Source organism: Streptococcus sp. Marseille-Q7156, assembly GCF_965119495.1.
In genome coordinates this window covers 1,616,466-1,635,166 of sequence record NZ_CBCPLU010000001.1, presented here as the reverse complement: position 1 = coordinate 1,635,166, position 18,701 = coordinate 1,616,466, and the positions used below count along the sequence as shown (strand labels likewise).

13 protein-coding genes and 1 pseudogene are annotated in these 18,701 nt (G+C 41.6%); 12 read left to right on the top strand and 2 right to left on the bottom strand.

Going from position 1 to position 18,701, the window contains the following annotated elements; genetic code table 11:
* Nucleotides 1-151: 151 nt before the first annotated feature.
* The 3 genes from rpoB to ndk all read left to right on the top strand — a co-directional run bounded on the left by rpoB (nucleotide 152) and on the right by ndk (nucleotide 8,240).
* Entirely contained in the window at nucleotides 152-3,757 is a 3,606-nt protein-coding gene (gene rpoB / locus ACWPV5_RS07520) for a DNA-directed RNA polymerase subunit beta (RefSeq protein ID WP_454383163.1), read from the top strand.
* A gap of 38 nt (nucleotides 3,758-3,795) precedes the next feature.
* On the top strand, nucleotides 3,796-7,473 hold the full coding sequence (gene rpoC, locus ACWPV5_RS07515; protein WP_454383161.1) for a DNA-directed RNA polymerase subunit beta': 3,678 nt from the start codon (nucleotides 3,796-3,798) through the stop codon (nucleotides 7,471-7,473).
* A gap of 353 nt (nucleotides 7,474-7,826) precedes the next feature.
* A complete protein-coding gene (gene ndk / locus ACWPV5_RS07510; protein ID WP_261075432.1) occupies nucleotides 7,827-8,240 on the top strand; it encodes a nucleoside-diphosphate kinase in 414 nt (137 codons plus the stop codon).
* Nucleotides 8,241-8,605: 365 nt separating this feature from the next.
* On the opposite strand, the gene cbpJ is transcribed toward ndk, so the two are convergent.
* Both cbpJ and ACWPV5_RS07500 read right to left on the bottom strand, forming a co-directional pair.
* Nucleotides 8,606-9,589, bottom strand: a complete 984-nt coding sequence (gene cbpJ / locus ACWPV5_RS07505) for a choline-binding protein CbpJ (protein ID WP_454383159.1) — start codon at nucleotides 9,587-9,589, stop codon at nucleotides 8,606-8,608.
* Between the two features lie 59 nt (nucleotides 9,590-9,648).
* A pseudogene (locus ACWPV5_RS07500) lies at nucleotides 9,649-9,759 on the bottom strand (PhrA family quorum-sensing system peptide); the annotation flags it as partial.
* Between the two features lie 190 nt (nucleotides 9,760-9,949).
* Here ACWPV5_RS07500 and ACWPV5_RS07495 point away from each other — a divergent pair.
* The 9 genes from ACWPV5_RS07495 (at nucleotide 9,950) to ACWPV5_RS07455 (ending at nucleotide 18,699) form a co-directional block, all read left to right on the top strand.
* The gene (locus ACWPV5_RS07495; RefSeq protein ID WP_454383157.1) at nucleotides 9,950-10,813 is read left to right on the top strand and encodes a helix-turn-helix domain-containing protein; all 864 of its coding nucleotides are present in this window, start codon (nucleotides 9,950-9,952) and stop codon (nucleotides 10,811-10,813) included.
* A gap of 304 nt (nucleotides 10,814-11,117) precedes the next feature.
* Nucleotides 11,118-11,738, top strand: a complete 621-nt coding sequence (locus tag ACWPV5_RS07490; protein WP_050222261.1) for a hypothetical protein — start codon at nucleotides 11,118-11,120, stop codon at nucleotides 11,736-11,738.
* Nucleotides 11,739-11,822: 84 nt separating this feature from the next.
* Nucleotides 11,823-12,266 (top strand): tRNA (adenosine(37)-N6)-threonylcarbamoyltransferase complex ATPase subunit type 1 TsaE, encoded by a 444-nt coding sequence (gene tsaE, locus ACWPV5_RS07485; RefSeq protein WP_454383154.1) that lies wholly within the window; start codon nucleotides 11,823-11,825, stop codon nucleotides 12,264-12,266.
* Nucleotides 12,256-12,774: an N-acetyltransferase family protein gene (locus tag ACWPV5_RS07480; protein ID WP_454383152.1), complete on the top strand. Its 519-nt coding sequence runs from the start codon at nucleotides 12,256-12,258 to the stop codon at nucleotides 12,772-12,774. The genes tsaE and ACWPV5_RS07480 overlap by 11 nt, the downstream gene beginning before the upstream one ends.
* Before the next feature lie 7 nt (nucleotides 12,775-12,781).
* Complete coding sequence (gene lytR, locus ACWPV5_RS07475) at nucleotides 12,782-13,834, top strand: glycopolymer--peptidoglycan transferase LytR (RefSeq protein ID WP_454383150.1); 1,053 nt, start codon at nucleotides 12,782-12,784, stop codon at nucleotides 13,832-13,834.
* Nucleotides 13,835-13,922: 88 nt separating this feature from the next.
* Nucleotides 13,923-15,179 (top strand): competence/damage-inducible protein A, encoded by a 1,257-nt coding sequence (locus tag ACWPV5_RS07470; RefSeq protein ID WP_454383148.1) that lies wholly within the window; start codon nucleotides 13,923-13,925, stop codon nucleotides 15,177-15,179.
* 54 nt (nucleotides 15,180-15,233) lie between these two features.
* A complete protein-coding gene (gene recA, locus ACWPV5_RS07465; RefSeq protein ID WP_261124183.1) occupies nucleotides 15,234-16,400 on the top strand; it encodes a recombinase RecA in 1,167 nt (388 codons plus the stop codon).
* 115 nt (nucleotides 16,401-16,515) lie between these two features.
* Complete coding sequence (locus ACWPV5_RS07460) at nucleotides 16,516-17,886, top strand: MATE family efflux transporter (RefSeq protein ID WP_454383146.1); 1,371 nt, start codon at nucleotides 16,516-16,518, stop codon at nucleotides 17,884-17,886.
* A 96-nt stretch (nucleotides 17,887-17,982) separates the two neighbouring features.
* Entirely contained in the window at nucleotides 17,983-18,699 is a 717-nt protein-coding gene (locus ACWPV5_RS07455; RefSeq protein ID WP_454383144.1) for a YebC/PmpR family DNA-binding transcriptional regulator, read from the top strand.
* Nucleotides 18,700-18,701 lie beyond the last annotated feature (2 nt).

Sequence of the window (18,701 nt, the reverse complement as noted above, 5' to 3'; positions counted from 1 at the left end):
TTTTTTTCAGGATTTTGTGTGTTTGTAACAGAGACTTAAAGATTCTGAAAATTTATCAAGAGGACACGGTGATAAGGGTTTTTAAAACCATATGACGATTAGAAAAGCCTGATTGACAAGGCTTGGAACTTATTTACAAAGGAGAATCATCTTGGCAGGACATGACGTTCAATACGGGAAACATCGTACCCGTCGTAGTTTTTCAAGAATCAAAGAAGTTCTTGACTTACCAAATTTGATTGAAATTCAAACTGACTCATTCAAAGCTTTCCTAGACCACGGTCTTAAGGAAGTGTTTGAAGATGTATTGCCAATTTCAAACTTCACAGACACAATGGAGTTGGAATTTGTTGGATATGAAATCAAGGAACCAAAATATACGCTAGAAGAAGCTCGTATCCATGATGCTAGCTACTCAGCACCAATTTTTGTAACCTTCCGCTTGATCAATAAAGAAACAGGCGAAATCAAAACCCAAGAAGTTTTCTTTGGTGATTTCCCAATCATGACAGAAATGGGTACTTTCATCATCAATGGTGGTGAACGTATCATCGTATCTCAGTTGGTCCGCTCACCAGGTGTTTACTTTAATGATAAAGTAGACAAAAACGGTAAAGTGGGCTACGGTTCAACTGTTATCCCTAACCGTGGAGCTTGGTTGGAACTTGAAAGCGACTCAAAAGATATCGCCTACACTCGTATCGACCGTACTCGTAAGATTCCATTTACGACCTTGGTTCGTGCGCTTGGTTTCTCAGGTGATGATGAAATCTTTGATATCTTTGGTGATAGCGAATTGGTTCGCAACACTGTTGAAAAAGATATCCACAAGAACCCAATGGATTCTCGTACAGACGAAGCCTTGAAAGAAATTTACGAACGCCTTCGTCCAGGTGAGCCTAAGACTGCTGAAAGCTCACGTAGCTTGCTTGTAGCTCGTTTCTTTGACCCACGTCGCTATGATTTGGCAGCAGTTGGTCGTTACAAGATCAATAAAAAACTCAATGTTAAAACACGCTTGCTCAACCAAACCATTGCAGAGCCATTGGTAGACCCTGAAACAGGAGAAATCTTGGTAGAAGCTGGAACAATCATGACTCGTAGCGTGATTGAAAGTATTGAAAGCTATTTGGATGGCGACTTGAACAAGATTGTTTACATTCCAAATGATGCAGCCGTTGTGACTGAGCCAGTTGTTCTTCAAAAATTCAAGGTTGTTGCACCAACTGACCCAGACCGTGTTGTAACTATTATTGGTAATGCTAATCCAGATGACAAGGTTCGTATCGTCACTCCTGCAGATATCCTTGCTGAGATGAGCTACTTCCTCAACTTGGCGGAAGGACTTGGCCGTGTTGATGATATTGACCACCTTGGAAACCGTCGTATCCGTGCGGTTGGTGAATTGCTTGCCAACCAAGTACGCCTTGGACTTTCTCGTATGGAACGTAATGTCCGTGAACGTATGTCTGTTCAGGACAACGAAGTCTTGACACCACAACAAATTATTAATATCCGTCCTGTAACAGCTGCGGTGAAAGAATTCTTTGGTTCATCACAGTTGTCACAGTTCATGGACCAACACAACCCGCTTTCTGAGTTGTCTCACAAACGCCGTTTGTCAGCCTTAGGACCTGGTGGTTTGACACGTGACCGCGCTGGATATGAAGTCCGTGACGTGCACTACACTCACTATGGACGTATGTGTCCAATCGAGACACCTGAAGGACCTAACATCGGTTTGATCAATAACTTGTCATCTTACGGGCACTTGAACAAGTATGGTTTTGTTCAAACACCATACCGTAAGGTTGACCGTGAAACAGGCGTTGTTACGAACGAAATCGTTTGGTTGACAGCCGATGAAGAAGATGAATATACTGTAGCGCAGGCTAACTCTCGTCTTAATGAAGATGGAACATTTGCTGAGAAAGTTGTCATGGGACGTCACCAAGGGGTTAACCAAGAGTATCCAGCGAATGTTGTTGACTACATGGACGTATCACCAAAACAGGTAGTTGCCGTTGCGACAGCATGTATTCCTTTCTTGGAAAACGATGACTCCAACCGTGCCCTCATGGGAGCCAACATGCAACGTCAGGCTGTACCATTGATCAATCCTCAAGCACCTTACGTTGGTACTGGTATGGAATACCAAGCAGCTCATGACTCTGGAGCGGCTGTGATTGCTCAGTATGATGGTAAAGTTACTTACGCAGATGCTGACAAGGTAGAAGTTCGTCGTGAAGATGGTTCATTGGATGTTTACCACATCCAAAAATTCCGTCGTTCAAACTCAGGTACTGCTTACAACCAACGCACTCTCGTAAAAGTTGGTGATGTCGTTGAAAAAGGCGATTTCATCGCTGACGGGCCTTCTATGGAAAATGGAGAAATGGCGCTTGGACAAAACCCAATCGTTGCCTACATGACTTGGGAAGGTTACAACTTCGAGGATGCTGTTATCATGAGCGAACGCTTGGTTAAAGACGATGTCTACACATCTGTCCACCTTGAAGAATACGAATCAGAAACACGCGATACAAAGCTTGGGCCTGAAGAAATTACTCGTGAAATTCCAAACGTTGGTGAAGATGCCCTTAAAGACCTTGACGAAATGGGTATTATCCGTATCGGTGCTGAGGTTAAAGAAGGCGATATCCTTGTAGGTAAAGTAACACCTAAGGGTGAGAAGGATCTTTCAGCTGAAGAACGTCTCTTGCACGCTATCTTCGGAGATAAATCTCGTGAAGTACGTGATACTTCTCTTCGTGTACCACACGGTGCCGATGGTGTCGTTCGTGATGTTAAGATCTTTACACGTGCAAATGGAGATGAATTGCAATCAGGTGTTAACATGCTGGTTCGCGTCTACATCGCTCAAAAACGTAAGATCAAGGTCGGAGATAAGATGGCCGGACGTCACGGAAATAAAGGGGTTGTCTCTCGTATCGTTCCTGTAGAAGACATGCCTTACCTTCCAGATGGAACTCCAGTCGATATCATGTTGAACCCACTTGGGGTGCCATCACGTATGAATATCGGTCAGGTTATGGAGCTCCACCTTGGTATGGCTGCTCGTACTCTCGGTATTCACATCGCAACACCAGTCTTTGACGGAGCAAGTTCTGAAGACCTTTGGTCAACTGTTAAAGAAGCTGGTATGGATAGCGATGCCAAAACGATCCTTTACGATGGACGTACTGGGGAACCGTTTGATAACCGTGTTTCTGTCGGAGTCATGTACATGATCAAACTCCACCACATGGTTGACGATAAATTGCACGCGCGTTCAGTCGGACCTTACTCAACTGTTACCCAACAACCACTCGGAGGTAAAGCTCAGTTTGGTGGACAACGTTTCGGTGAGATGGAGGTTTGGGCTCTTGAAGCCTATGGTGCGTCAAATGTCCTTCAAGAAATCTTGACTTACAAGTCTGACGATATCAACGGACGTTTGAAAGCTTATGAAGCCATTACAAAAGGAAAACCAATTCCAAAACCAGGTGTTCCAGAATCCTTCCGAGTTCTTGTCAAAGAATTACAATCTCTTGGTCTTGACATGCGTGTCCTAGACGAAGATGACCAAGAAGTGGAACTTCGCGACTTGGATGAAGGAATGGACGAAGATGTCATCCACGTAGATGACCTTGAAAAAGCCCGCGAAAAAGCAGCCCAAGAGGCTAAAGCAGCCTTTGAAGCTGAAGAAGCAGAGAAAGCAACAAAAGCGGAAGCAACAGAAGAAGCTGCTGAATAAGAATAAGCAGTTCACTTAGAATAGAAAGGGAAGAAATAGTGGTTGATGTAAATCGTTTTAAAAGTATGCAAATCACCCTAGCTTCTCCAAGTAAAGTCCGTTCATGGTCTTATGGAGAAGTCAAAAAACCTGAAACAATCAATTACCGTACCTTGAAACCAGAACGTGAAGGACTCTTTGATGAAGTTATCTTTGGTCCTACAAAAGACTGGGAATGTGCTTGTGGTAAGTACAAACGCATTCGTTACAGAGGGATTGTTTGTGACCGCTGTGGGGTTGAAGTAACGCGTACGAAAGTTCGTCGTGAGCGTATGGGGCACATCGAGTTGAAAGCTCCTGTATCTCACATCTGGTACTTCAAGGGGATTCCAAGCCGTATGGGCTTGACCCTTGATATGAGCCCTCGTGCCCTCGAGGAAGTTATCTACTTTGCGGCTTATGTGGTGATTGATCCTAAGGATACACCACTTGAGCACAAGTCTATCATGACAGAGCGCGAATACCGAGAGCGCTTGCGTGAATATGGTTATGGTTCATTTGTTGCCAAGATGGGTGCCGAAGCCATCCAAGACCTTTTGAAGCAAGTAGATCTTGAAAAAGAAATTGCTGAACTCAAAGAAGAATTGAAAACAGCTACTGGACAAAAACGTGTCAAAGCCATCCGTCGTTTGGATGTTTTGGATGCCTTTTACAAGTCTGGAAACAAACCTGAATGGATGATTCTTAACATCCTTCCGGTTATCCCACCAGATCTTCGTCCAATGTTGCAGTTGGATGGTGGCCGTTTTGCCTCATCTGACTTGAATGACCTTTACCGCCGTGTTATCAACCGTAACAACCGTTTGGCTCGTTTGCTTGAGTTGAATGCGCCTGGTATCATCGTTCAAAATGAGAAGCGTATGCTTCAAGAAGCGGTTGATGCTTTGATTGACAATGGTCGTCGTGGTCGTCCAATCACAGGACCAGGTAGCCGTCCGCTGAAATCATTGAGCCACATGCTTAAAGGGAAACAAGGACGCTTCCGTCAAAACTTGCTCGGTAAACGTGTTGACTTCTCAGGACGTTCCGTTATCGCCGTTGGTCCAACGCTTAAGATGTACCAATGTGGTGTGCCACGTGAAATGGCGATCGAGCTCTTTAAACCATTCGTGATGCGTGAAATCGTTGCCCGTGATATTGTGCAAAACGTCAAAGCAGCTAAACGCTTGGTGGAACGTGGAGACGAACGCATCTGGGATATCCTTGAAGAAGTGATCAAAGAACACCCAGTACTTTTGAACCGCGCACCGACCCTTCACCGTTTGGGTATCCAAGCCTTCGAGCCAGTCTTGATTGATGGTAAGGCCCTTCGCTTGCACCCGCTTGTCTGTGAAGCCTACAATGCCGACTTTGACGGGGACCAAATGGCCATCCACGTACCACTTTCAGAAGAAGCACAAGCAGAAGCTCGTATCCTCATGCTAGCTGCTGAGCACATCTTGAACCCGAAAGATGGGAAACCGGTAGTTACTCCATCTCAGGACATGGTTTTGGGTAACTACTACTTGACCATGGAAGAAGCTGGTCGCGAAGGTGAAGGAATGGTCTTCAAAGACCGTGACGAAGCGGTTATGGCTTACCGCAATGGTTATGTTCACCTCCACTCACGTGTTGGTATCGCAACAGACAGCCTCAACAAGCCTTGGACAGAAGAGCAAAGACATAAGGTCTTGCTTACAACAGTTGGTAAAATTCTCTTCAACGATATCATGCCAGAGGGGCTACCATACTTGCAAGAACCAAACAATGCCAACTTGACAGAAGGCGTTCCAGCTAAATACTTCTTGCCACTTGGTGGAGATATCAAGGAAGCTATCAGCAATCTTGAACTTAACCCTCCATTCAAGAAGAAAAATCTTGGGAATATCATCGCTGAAATCTTCAAACGTTTCCGTACGACAGAAACTTCTGCCCTACTTGACCGCATGAAGAACCTCGGTTACCACCATTCCACTCTTGCAGGATTGACAGTGGGTATTGCCGATATCCCAGTCGTTGATGACAAGGCTGAAATCATTGAAGAATCACACAAACGTGTAGAACAAATCACCAAACAATTCCGTCGTGGTATGATCACAGACGACGAGCGTTACAATGCCGTTACAGCCGAATGGCGCGCTGCCCGTGAAAAACTTGAGAAACGTTTGATTGCCAACCAAGATCCTAAGAATCCAATCGTTATGATGATGGACTCAGGAGCCCGTGGTAACATCTCAAACTTCTCACAGCTTGCCGGTATGCGTGGTCTGATGGCTGCTCCGAACGGACGTATCATGGAATTGCCAATCCTTTCAAACTTCCGCGAAGGTTTGTCGGTATTGGAAATGTTCTTCTCAACTCACGGTGCGCGTAAAGGTATGACCGATACGGCCCTTAAGACAGCCGACTCAGGTTACTTGACTCGTCGTTTGGTTGATGTTGCCCAAGACGTTATCATCCGTGAGGACGACTGTGGAACTGACCGTGGTCTCTTGATCCATTCTATCGCAGAAGGAAAAGAGATGATCGAGTCTCTTGAAGAACGTCTCAACGGTCGTTATACTAAGAAAACTGTTAAACACCCAGAAACTGGTGCAGTGATTATCGGTCCAAATGAGTTGATTACAGAAGACAAGGCGCGTGAAATTGTCAATGCTGGTGTGGAAGAAGTGACTATCCGTTCCGTATTTACATGTAACACTCGTCATGGTGTCTGCCGTCACTGTTATGGTATCAACTTGGCGACTGGTGATGCGGTTGAAGTTGGTGAAGCAGTTGGTACAATCGCTGCTCAATCTATCGGGGAACCTGGTACACAGCTTACAATGCGTACCTTCCACACGGGTGGGGTTGCCTCAAATACCGATATCACTCAGGGTCTTCCTCGTGTCCAAGAAATCTTTGAAGCCCGCAATCCTAAAGGGGAAGCGGTTATCACAGAGGTTAAAGGACAAGTTACGGCTATCGAAGAAGATGCATCAACTCGTACTAAGAAAGTCTTTGTTAAGGGTGAAACTGGTGAAGGTGAATATGTTGTTCCATTTACAGCTCGTATGCGTGTTGAAGTTGGGGACCAAGTAGCGCGTGGTGCCGCTCTTACAGAAGGTTCTATCCAACCAAAACGTCTCCTTGCAGTTCGTGATGTCTTGTCAGTTGAAACTTATCTTCTTGGTGAAGTACAAAAAGTTTACCGTAGCCAAGGGGTAGAAATCGGTGACAAACACATCGAGGTAATGGTTCGTCAAATGATCCGTAAAGTCCGTGTCATGGATCCAGGTGACACAGATCTTCTCATGGGTACCCTCATGGATATCAATGACTTTACAGATGCCAACAAAGATGTTCTTATCGCAGGTGGAGTGCCAGCGACTGGTCGTCCAGTTCTTATGGGAATTACCAAAGCCTCACTTGAAACAAATAGTTTCTTGTCAGCGGCTTCCTTCCAGGAAACAACTCGTGTCCTTACAGATGCGGCTATCCGTGGTAAGAAAGACCATCTCCTTGGACTTAAAGAAAATGTTATCATCGGTAAAATCATCCCAGCAGGTACTGGTATGGCTCGTTACCGCAACCTTGAACCACATGCTGTCAACGAAGAAGAATACCTTAACCCTCCAGTAGAGGAAGAAGGAAATGAAGAAACAACAGAAGTAGTTGTGGATACTGCCGTTGAAACTGTGGAAGAAACAGTAGAATAAAAGAGAATGAGAGAGCCCTCGGGTTCTCTTTCTCTTTTTCTGAAAACTTTCTCCATTTTTCCATGAAATGTGGTAAAATAATACTCAATGAAAATCAAAGAGTAAACTAGGAAACTAGCCGCAGGTTGCTCAAAGCACTGCTTTGAGGTTGTAGATAGAACTGACGAAGTCAGCTCAAAACACTGTTTTGAGGTTGTGGATAGAACTGACGAAGTCAGCTCAAAGCACTGCTTTGAGGTTGTAGATAAGACTGACGAAGTCAGTAACATATACCTACGGTAAGGCGACGTTGACGTGGTTTGAATTTGATTTTCGAAGAGTATAAAAGAAAGAAGCTGACAAAGGAGACAGGTATGGAACAAACATTTTTTATCATTAAACCAGACGGTGTAAAAAGAGGGCTAGTGGGTGAAGTGTTGAAACGCATTGAACAACGTGGATTGACAATCGAAAAATTGGAGTTGCGTACAAAGATTTCAGAAGAGCTGATTGACCAGCACTATCAGGACTTGGTTGGTCAGAGTTTTTACCCACCGATTCGTGAATTTATGACTTCAGGACCGGTTCTTGTAGGTATCATTTCTGGTCCCAAAGTAATCGAAACTTGGCGAACCATGATGGGTGCGACTCGTCCAGAAGAAGCTTTACCAGGGACTATTCGAGGTGATTTTGCAAAAGCTGCTAGTGAAAACCAAGCTATTCAAAATGTTGTACATGGTTCAGATTCAGAAGAGTCAGCTAAGCGAGAAATTGCTCTTTGGTTTTAAGAGTTGATTGGCTCAATCAATCGGTTAAAAGCTCATTTGAATAGAAAGAATAGTTAATTAGTTTAAGACATGACGCATAATATCAAATTTTTTAGTTTTTGATATGGTGCGTTTTTTGATTAAGTGACTATTAGTTTGTCTCGCTCCGTTAGGTGCGAGACGGACTAATAGTCACTTAAAAAAGAAAGGACTAACTTCGTCCTTTCTCGTTCTTAGCTTTTCTTCAATCTACTACAGTAGATAAACATACTGAATAGCTACTGTCTTGACTCATTTAATTCTTAAAAATTGATAGAGTTGACAAATGGTAGAAAAAATCCCTTTTTACTAAGTTAAGTATCAACTACAGTTACGATTAGCATTCGTTACCGAACCCATTCGCCATTATAATTGACAGAATAGCCATCTACGGTCGTATTCACTGCCAAAGCACCTGAGCTATAAGCATAGTACCATTTGCCATTAACCTGGAACCAACCTGTCTTCATATCTCCATTACTTGCATTTAGGTAGTACCAAGTTGAACCATCTTGATACCAACCAGTTACCATAGCTCCTGAGGAACGGAGATAGTACCAACGGTTACCAACATATACCCAACCTGTCTTCATATCACCATTTTTATTATCTAAATAATACCAAGTTGAACCATCTTGATACCAACCAATTGCCATTGCACCTGATGAACGGAGGTAGTACCACTTATTGCCAATTTGCTTCCAACCAGTTTGCATGATACCAGTTTCTGAATCTAGATAGTACCAAGCTGAACCATCATTTATCCAACCTACACGTCTTTCACCACCAAGATTCTTATTCCCAGAATTTCCTGTTTTTGCTAGGTAATACCAGTTAGATTGATCATAAAGCCAACCTGTCTTTAAATAATGATCTTGATCAAAGTAGTAGTATGCTAATTTAAGAACTTCGGGACCTTCCCAGCCTTCACCATGTTTTTTCCCAACGGTTAAGGAATATTTTAGCTCTAATTCTTGCCAACCAACAAACTCTTGTAGCACTCCATTTTCGTCAAAGTAGTACCATTCTGGCATTGGGGAACCTTCTAATCTGATACCATTAGGGTAAGGACCAATTGTATATCCTTTAACTGGCATTGGAATGTACTGCCAACCAACAACCATTTCGCCATTATAATCAAAATAATAGGTCTTCCCATCAATCACTCGCCAGTAGGTTTCTTTGAGTTCCCCCTTCTTGTAGTAGGTTCTACCATTTTCTTTGACAAATTGCCAACCTTCAGAATCATCTGCAAATACTGTATTGGTAGCTAGCAAACCAAAGAAAATTGCTGTTAGTCCAACTTGCATAGTTTTTTTCAAAAGTTTCATTTATGTATACCTCCAATATTAAATTCACTCACCAGATGAAGCGAAATTATAAACTTTACCATTTGTCTATTCTTCTGAACAAACTGTTGATAGGGAATTGTATTACCAAATGCAAGAACACTTAGTAATACAAATATAACAATTTTTTTAATTCCACGATTTCTCCTCATCTTATATCGTGAACCTCCTTTCTTTTTGCTTAATTCTAACACACATATGAAAATCAGTCAAGTTTTTATATTCTTTTTGACTTTATTATTATTATTATTACCATAAAGAATTTTTTATTCCTTTAACTTGCTATTTTGAACTAAAAATTTTATAATGAAATTAAGCAAATAGGAAGGATTATTATCTTTAATGAATACACTCGCAGAGAAATTCAGAGTAAAGAGAAAAGAGTTAGGTCTCTCCCAACAAACTCTTGCAGAAGGAATTTGTGAACAAAGTCAGATTAGTAAAATTGAGAGAGGGCATTTCATTCCCTCCGCAGACCTTTTGTTCAAACTCTCCCAACGACTTGAAGTGCCATTAGATTATTTTTTTAATGAACAAATTGAAATTAAATCTAACCTCTCTAATTTCAAGCAATTGTCTGCTCGACTATTAGATGACAGAAATTATGACAATCTGGAATATATTTATAGAATAGAGATTGAACGAAGTACTTTTCTAACACTAGAAGACCGAACTTACCTTGAGTGGATTAAAGCTATTATTGACTTCTATCAATATGACAGTAAGCGTGAGGCTATTTCTTCATTGGAAAATATATTATTAAAAGTCTCCTCAAATACTCTGATTTATTTAAAGGCATTGAATACTCTATCTAATTTCTATTCCTTAGTGGGTCGTGAACAAGAATATGAGGCAAACTACTCTCATTTGATGGAGTTATATCAGACAAAAAATTTTGAGCATCAAGAGTTTTTATTTGGTTACATCAGAGTTCGTTACAACTACGCTCACTACCTAGTGTCAAAGGAAAAATATAACGAAGCCATCCAAGAAGCTCTTGAGACGATTGAACTCTGTAAACAAAGACAGACAAGCTACCAACTGGCTCCCCTACTTATTCTTGTAGGAAATGCTGGAGCCAAATTTCTAGACAAAGAACAAGTCAAAAATTATTATATAGAAGCAAAAGAGTTATGTAAGATTTATAACAATCCTTTAATGTTGATGAAGATAGAAAATTATTTGAAAGAATTAGATACTGTTTAGTTAATCTTGACATTATAGTTTTTCTGAAACGTTAAATAACCTGTAAGGCTGATAGTGAAATGAATACTATCAGCCTTATTTCAAGTTTATATTCTTCAAAATTTCTTCAAACCACGTCAGCTCTATCTGCAACCTCAAAACAGTGTTTTGAGCAACCTGTGGCTAGCTTCCTAGTTTACTCTTTGATTTTTACTGAGTATTAGTCTCTGGTGTTTGTTTAGCGTCTAAAAGAGACATTTGAGAAGATTGAAAACAGTTCTCTCTTTTCTCCTAGTATAATGATTGGTAGGAAGGGAGAGAAAAGATGAAATCAATGAGAATCTTATTTTTGTTAGCTTTAATTCAAATTAGTTTGAGTAGCTGTTTCCTATGGAAGGAATGCATCTTGTCCTTTAAACAAAGTACAGCTTTTTTCATCGGAAGTATGGTCTTTGTTTCAGGAATCTGTGCTGGAGTAAATTATCTTTATACCCGTAAGCAAGAAGTCCATAGTGTCCTAGCCAGCAAGAAGTCGGTGAAGCTTTTTTACAGTATCTTGCTCTTAATTAATTTGTTAGGAGCTGTCCTTGTTTTGTCAGACAACTTGTTCATTAAAAATACGCTGCAGCAAGAATTAGTTGACTTTTTATTGCCATCCTTCTTTTTCCTATTTGGACTAGATTTGCTGATTTTTTTACCCTTGAAAAAATACATGCGCGATTTGCTTGCTATGCTAGATAGAAAAAAGACAGTGTTGGTGACTATTTTAGCAACACTTCTCTTCTTAAGAAATCCAATGACCATTGTCTCGCTTCTGATTTATATTGGACTAGGTTTGTTTTTTGCAGCCTATCTTGTCCCAAATTCTGTTAAAAAGGAAGTTTCCTTTTATGGCCATATTTTCCGAGATCTTGTATTGGTCATTGCTACGCTTATTTTCTTTTAGAGAAAGTCTGTTTTTATGGATGTTATGATGGTAAGTTTAGCAGGAAAATAGACACAAAAGAAAAGTTTTTGGTATAATAAGAGTATGTACACAAAAAATGAAGAAGAGCTACAAGCCTTAGGGGAACGCTTGGGCCATCTATTAGAAAAGAATGATGTTTTAATCTTAACTGGAGAGCTGGGTGCAGGTAAAACGACCTTTACTAAGGGACTTGCTAAAGGTTTACAGATTTCTCAAATGATTAAAAGTCCAACCTACACTATCGTAAGAGAGTATGAAGGTCGTCTTCCGCTTTACCACCTAGATGTTTATCGTATAGAGGGAGATGCGGATTCTATCGATTTGGATGAGTTTCTCTTTGGTGGCGGAGTGACTGTTATTGAGTGGGGGAATCTCTTAGGAGATGCCTTGCCAGATACTTATTTAGAGTTGGAAATTCTAAAAGAAAAAGACGGTCGCAGATTACATTTCCAAGCAAAGGGTTTGCGTGCAGAAAAACTCTTAGAGGAGCTTCAACATGGAGTATGAATTGCTCATTAGGGAAGCAGAGCCCAAAGATGCAGCTGAATTAGTGGCCTTTTTAAATCGTGTGAGTTTGGAGACGGATTTTACCAGCTTAGACGGAGATGGTATTCTCTTGACCAGTGAGGAGATGGAAATATTCCTCAACAAGCAAGCTAGTTCGGACAATCAGATAACCTTACTTGCATTCTTAAATGATAAAATTGCTGGTATTGTAAATATTACAGCTGACCAGCGCAAGAGAGTCCGTCATATTGGAGATCTCTTCATTGTGATTGGAAAAAGATATTGGAATAATGGATTGGGAAGTTTGTTGCTTGAAGAAGTGATAGAGTGGGCACAAGCAAGTAGCGTTCTGCGTCGTCTCCAACTGACTGTCCAAACTCGTAATCAAGCAGCAGTCCATCTTTATCAAAAGCATGGCTTTGTAATTGAAGGTCGCCAAGAGCGTGGGGCATATATAGAAGAAGGGAAATTTATCGATGTTTACTTGATGGGTAAACTGATAGATTAGTAGAAATATGGTTAAAAAAATTATTGGAATGGTATTAGCTTTTCTAGCTGTGACAGTTTTGGGTGTTGGTGTTTTTGCTTATACTATTTATCAGCAAGGTACAGAGACTTTGGCAAAAACCTATAAAAAAATAGGGGAAGAAACCAAGGTTATTGAAGCAACAGACCCCTTGACCATTCTGTTAATGGGGGTTGATACTGGGAATGTAGAGCGTACAGATCAATGGGCTGGAAATAGTGACAGTATGATTTTGTTGACCGTCAACCCCCACACAAAGAAAACGACGATGATGAGTTTGGAACGTGATATCCTGACTAAAATTCAACATAAAGATGGTAGTATTGAAGAAGCGAAGCTAAACGCTGCCTATGCTGGTGGTGGTGCAGAACTTGCGATAGAGACAATTCAAAAGATGATGAATATCCATATCGATCGCTATATTATGGTCAATATGCAAGGATTGCAACAATTAGTCGATGCAGTAGGTGGCATTACTGTCAATAACACACTAGGTTTCCCAATCTCTATCAGTGACCAAGAAGAATTTAACACCATTTCTATCGGCGTTGGAGAACAGACAATAAATGGAGAAGAAGCGCTTGTTTATTCCCGCATGCGTTATCAAGACCCAGAAGGAGACTACGGGCGTCAGAAGCGTCAGCGTGAAGTCATTCAAAAAGTTGTTGAAAAAGTTCTTAGCTTGAATAGTGTTAGTCACTATCAGTCTATCTTAAAAGCCCTAAGTACTAATATGCAGACTAATATTGATTTATCTGCGAAAAGTATTCCGAGCTTATTGGGCTATAAAGATTCATTTAAAACCATTGAAACACAACAGTTGAAGGGTGAAGGGGAGATGCTACAAGGCGTTTCTTATCAAATTGTTACGAGAAGCCATATGTTGGAAATGCAGAATCTTTTGAGACGTTCTTTGGGACAAGAAGAAGTCACTCAGCTGGAAACAAATGTTGTCTTATTTGAAGATTTGTTTGGACGGGTGCCTGTTGGTGATGGGGAGAATCAACAACAAGGTGTCTTTGTAACAAATGAAGTAGAATAGTTCGTTTTTTAATACAAATAAAAAATTAATCGTGGGAAATTTCCTGCGATTTTTTCAAAAAAATACGAATAGATAGGTAGGAGGAAACATGAAAGCAGAAATCATTGCTGTTGGAACAGAGATTTTGACAGGACAGATTGTTAATACCAATGCTCAGTTTTTGTCGGAAAAACTAGCAGAAATTGGAGTAGACGTTTATTTTCAGACGGCTGTAGGAGACAATGAAGCTCGTCTCTTGTCTTTGCTTGAGATTGCCAGTCAACGTAGCAGTCTGGTGATTTTGACAGGCGGTTTGGGGCCAACTGAGGACGATTTGACCAAACAAACTCTGGCTAAATTTTTAGGGAAAGAATTAGTCTTCGATCCTCAGGCTCAGGAGAAGTTGGATGTCTTTTTTGCCCAGCGACCAGACTATGCCCGAACACCGAATAACGAAAGACAAGCTCAAATTGTAGAAGGAGCGACTCCACTGCCAAACGAAACAGGACTGGCTGTGGGAGGAATATTGGAAGTCGAAGGAGTGACCTACGTCGTCCTTCCAGGTCCACCAAGTGAATTGAAGCCTATGGTCTTAAATCAACTTCTACCCAAGTTGATGACAGGGAGCAAGCTGTATTCCCGAGTTCTTCGTTTCTTTGGAATTGGCGAAAGTCAGTTGGTTACGATTTTGTCTGATTTGATTGATAATCAAACCGATCCGACCTTGGCACCTTATGCCAAGACAGGAGAGGTAACCTTGCGTCTGTCAACAAAGGCTAGCAGTCAAGAAGAGGCAAATCAGGCGCTGGATATCTTGGAAAATCAAATCTTGAATCGCAAGACTTTTGAAGGCCTTTCTTTACGAGACCTTTGTTATGGTTATGGGGAAGAAACTAGTTTAGCTAGCATTGTGGTAGAAGAACTGAAAAGGCAAGGGAAAACCATCACGGCTGCTGAGAGTTTGACGGCAGGGCTTTTCCAAGCTAGGGTAGCTGATTTTTCAGGAGCTTCAAGTATATTTAAGGGTGGTTTTGTGACCTATAGCTTGGAGGAAAAATCAAAGATGTTGGATATTCCTGCCAAGGATTTGGAAGAACACGGTGTGGTGTCTGAATTTACAGCTCAGAAGATGGCTGAGCAGGCACGAAGTAAGACCCAGTCTGATTTTGGCATTAGTTTGACTGGAGTGGCAGGGCCAGACAGTCTAGAAGGGCATCCAGCTGGGACAGTCTTCATAGGATTGGCGCAAGAGAAAAGAACTGAGGTTATCAAGGTGAATATTGGAGGTAGAAGTCGAGCAGATGTACGCCACATTGCGGTTATGCATGCCTTTAGCCTAGTTCGCAAGGCTTTATTAAGTGACTAACTTTTGATATAATAGTAGATAGGTCTGAGGACCATTAGAATGTAGGAGAATAGAATGGCGAAAAAACCAAAAAAATTAGATGAAATTTCAAAAAAATTCGGGGCAGAACGTGAAAAAGCCTTGAATGACGCTCTTAAATTGATTGAGAAAGACTTTGGTAAGGGTTCAATCATGCGTTTAGGTGAACGTGCAGAGCAAAAGGTTCAAGTGATGAGCTCCGGTTCCTTGGCGCTTGACATTGCCCTTGGCTCAGGTGGATATCCTAAGGGACGTATCATCGAAATCTATGGGCCAGAGTCATCTGGTAAGACAACGGTTGCCCTTCATGCAGTTGCACAAGCGCAAAAAGAAGGTGGGATTGCAGCCTTTATCGATGCGGAACATGCCCTCGATCCAGCTTATGCTGCGGCCCTTGGTGTCAATATTGACGAATTGCTCTTGTCTCAACCAGACTCAGGAGAGCAAGGTCTTGAGATTGCAGGAAAATTGATTGACTCAGGAGCCGTGGATCTTGTCGTAGTCGACTCAGTTGCGGCCCTTGTCCCTCGTGCGGAAATTGATGGAGATATCGGAGATAGCCATGTTGGTTTGCAGGCTCGTATGATGAGCCAGGCTATGCGTAAGCTCGGTGCTTCTATCAATAAAACCAAAACAATTGCCATCTTTATCAACCAATTGCGTGAAAAAGTTGGAGTGATGTTTGGAAATCCAGAAACAACTCCTGGTGGACGTGCTCTGAAATTCTATGCATCAGTCCGTTTGGATGTTCGTGGAAGCACACAAATCAAGGGAACTGGTGACCAAAAAGATACCAATGTCGGTAAAGAAACCAAGATCAAGGTCGTGAAAAACAAGGTGGCTCCACCATTTAAGGAAGCCTTCGTTGAAATCATGTATGGAGAAGGGATTTCTAAGACTGGTGAACTCTTGAAAATCGCAAGCGATTTGGATATCATCAAAAAAGCAGGAGCTTGGTACTCTTACAAGGATGAGAAAATCGGGCAAGGTTCTGAAAATGCTAAGAAATACTTGGCAGATAACCCAGAAATCTTTGATGAAATTGACCATCAAGTCCGTGTTCAATTTGGTTTGGTTGATGGAGAAGAAGCTTCTGTAGAAAGTGTTGAAACTAAAAAAGATGAAGCAGTTCAAGCAGATTCTGTGAATGAAGAAGTCACACTTGACCTAGGCGACGAACTTGAAATCGAAATTGAAGAATAAGCTGTCAAAGTAGTGGAGGAATCCACTGCTTTTTTCGATTCTTTGTTCAATATTTCAGATTGCCTATAGTTTGCTGTTTCTTGTCGCTCTTCTAGAAAGCTGATATAATAGCCTTATGAATAAAAAACGAACAGTGGACCTGATTCATGGTCATATTCTTCCCTCGCTTGTGAGTTTTGCCTTCCCAATCTTGCTGTCTAATATCTTTCAGCAACTCTATAACACTGCTGATGTCTTGATTGTTGGGCGATTTCTTGGTCAAGAATCCTTGGCTGCAGTAGGAGCGACGACAGCGATTTTTGACCTGATTGTAGGTTTTACTCTTGGTGTTGGCAATGGCATGGGAATTGTCATTGCCCGCTATTATGGAGCTCGGAATTTTACAAAAATCAAGGAAGCTGTAGCAGCCACCTGGATTTTAGGTGCTCTTTTGAGTATTGTAGTTATGCTGCTGGGATTTGTCGGTCTGTATCCACTCTTGCAATACCTAGATACCCCTGCAGAAATTCTTCCCCAGTCTTATCAATATATTTCTATGATTGTAACCTGTGTTGGTGTCAGCTTTGCTTATAATCTTTTTGCAGGCTTGTTGCGGTCTATTGGGGACAGTCTGGCTGCGCTTGGTTTTCTGATTTTCTCTGCTCTGGTTAATGTGGTTCTGGATCTCTATTTTATTACGCAATTGCAACTGGGGGTTCAATCTGCGGGCCTTGCTACCATCATTTCGCAAGGCTTATCAGCGGTACTCTGCTTTTATTATATTCGTAAGAGTGTGCCAGAACTTTTGCCTCAGTTTAAGCATTTCAAATGGGACAAGGCCTTGTACGCGGATCTCTTGGAGCAAGGTTTGGCTATGGGCTTGATGAGTTCAATTGTATCTATAGGCAGTGTGATTTTACAGTCTTCTGTTAATACCTTTGGTGCAGTGATTATTAGTGCCCAGACGGCAGCTCGACGCATTATGGCCTTTGCTCTGCTTCCTATGACCGCTATTTCCGCTTCGATGACGACCTTTGCTTCTCAGAATCTAGGAGCTAAGCGACCAGAACGCATTGTTCAAGGACTTCGAATCGGCAGTCGTTTAAGTATGTCCTGGGCAATTTTTGTTTGTGTCTTCCTCTTTTTTGCCAGTCCAGCCTTGGTTTCCTTCTTGGCTAGTTCGACAGATGGTTACTTGATAGAAAATGGTAGTCTGTACTTGCAAATCAGTTCAGCCTTTTATCCTATTTTGAGTCTCTTGTTGATTTATCGCAATTGTTTGCAGGGCTTGGGGCAAAAGGTTCTTCCTCTGGTTTCTAGCTTTATCGAACTAATCGGGAAAATCGCTTTTGTGGCCATGATTATCCCTTGGGCAGGCTATAAGGGAGTTATCCTTTGCGAACCCCTAATCTGGGTTGCCATGACCATACAACTGTACTTTTCGCTTTTCCGTCACCCCTTGATAAAAGAAGGCAAGACCATCTTGGCAACAAAAGTGTCATCCTAGCTTGATTTACTGAATAAAATCTATTTCCTCTAGTGAAAATCGAAAAAACTTGTGTTATAATAAGAAAGATTAAAATGTGAAAAAAGGAGATTCCTAATGGGACGTAAATGGGCCAATATCGTAGCCAAGAAAACGGCTAAAGATGGAGCTAACTCTAAAATATATGCAAAATTTGGTGTAGAAATCTATGTAGCAGCTAAAAAAGGTGATCCAGATCCAGAATCAAACTCAGCTTTGAAATTCGTTATCGACCGTGCTAAACAAGCTCAAGTACCAAAACACGTTATCGATAAAGCTTTGGACAAGGCTAAAGGAAACACAGACGAAACCTTTACAGAAGGACGTTACGAAGGTTTTGGACCAAATGGTTCTATGTTGATCGTGGATACTTTGACTTCAAACGTCAACCGTACAGCGGCTAATGTCCGTGCAGCTTTTGGTAAAAATGGCGGAAACATGGGTGCTTCAGGTTCGGTTTCATACCTCTTCGATAACAAGGGTGTTATTGTATTTGCAGGTGAAGATGCGGACGCAGTCTTTGAGCAATTGCTTGAAGCAGATGTGGATGTGGACGATGTAGAAGCAGAAGAAGGTACAATCACAGTTTACACAGCTCCAACTGACCTTCATAAGGCTATCGTTGCCCTTCGTGAGTCAGGTATCGAAGAATTCCAAGTGACTGAATTGGAAATGATTCCTCAGTCAGAAGTGGAATTGTCAGGCGATGACCTTGAAACCTTTGAAAAACTTTACAGCGTTCTTGAGGACGACGAAGACGTGCAAAAGATTTATACAAACGTAGACGGATTCTAATT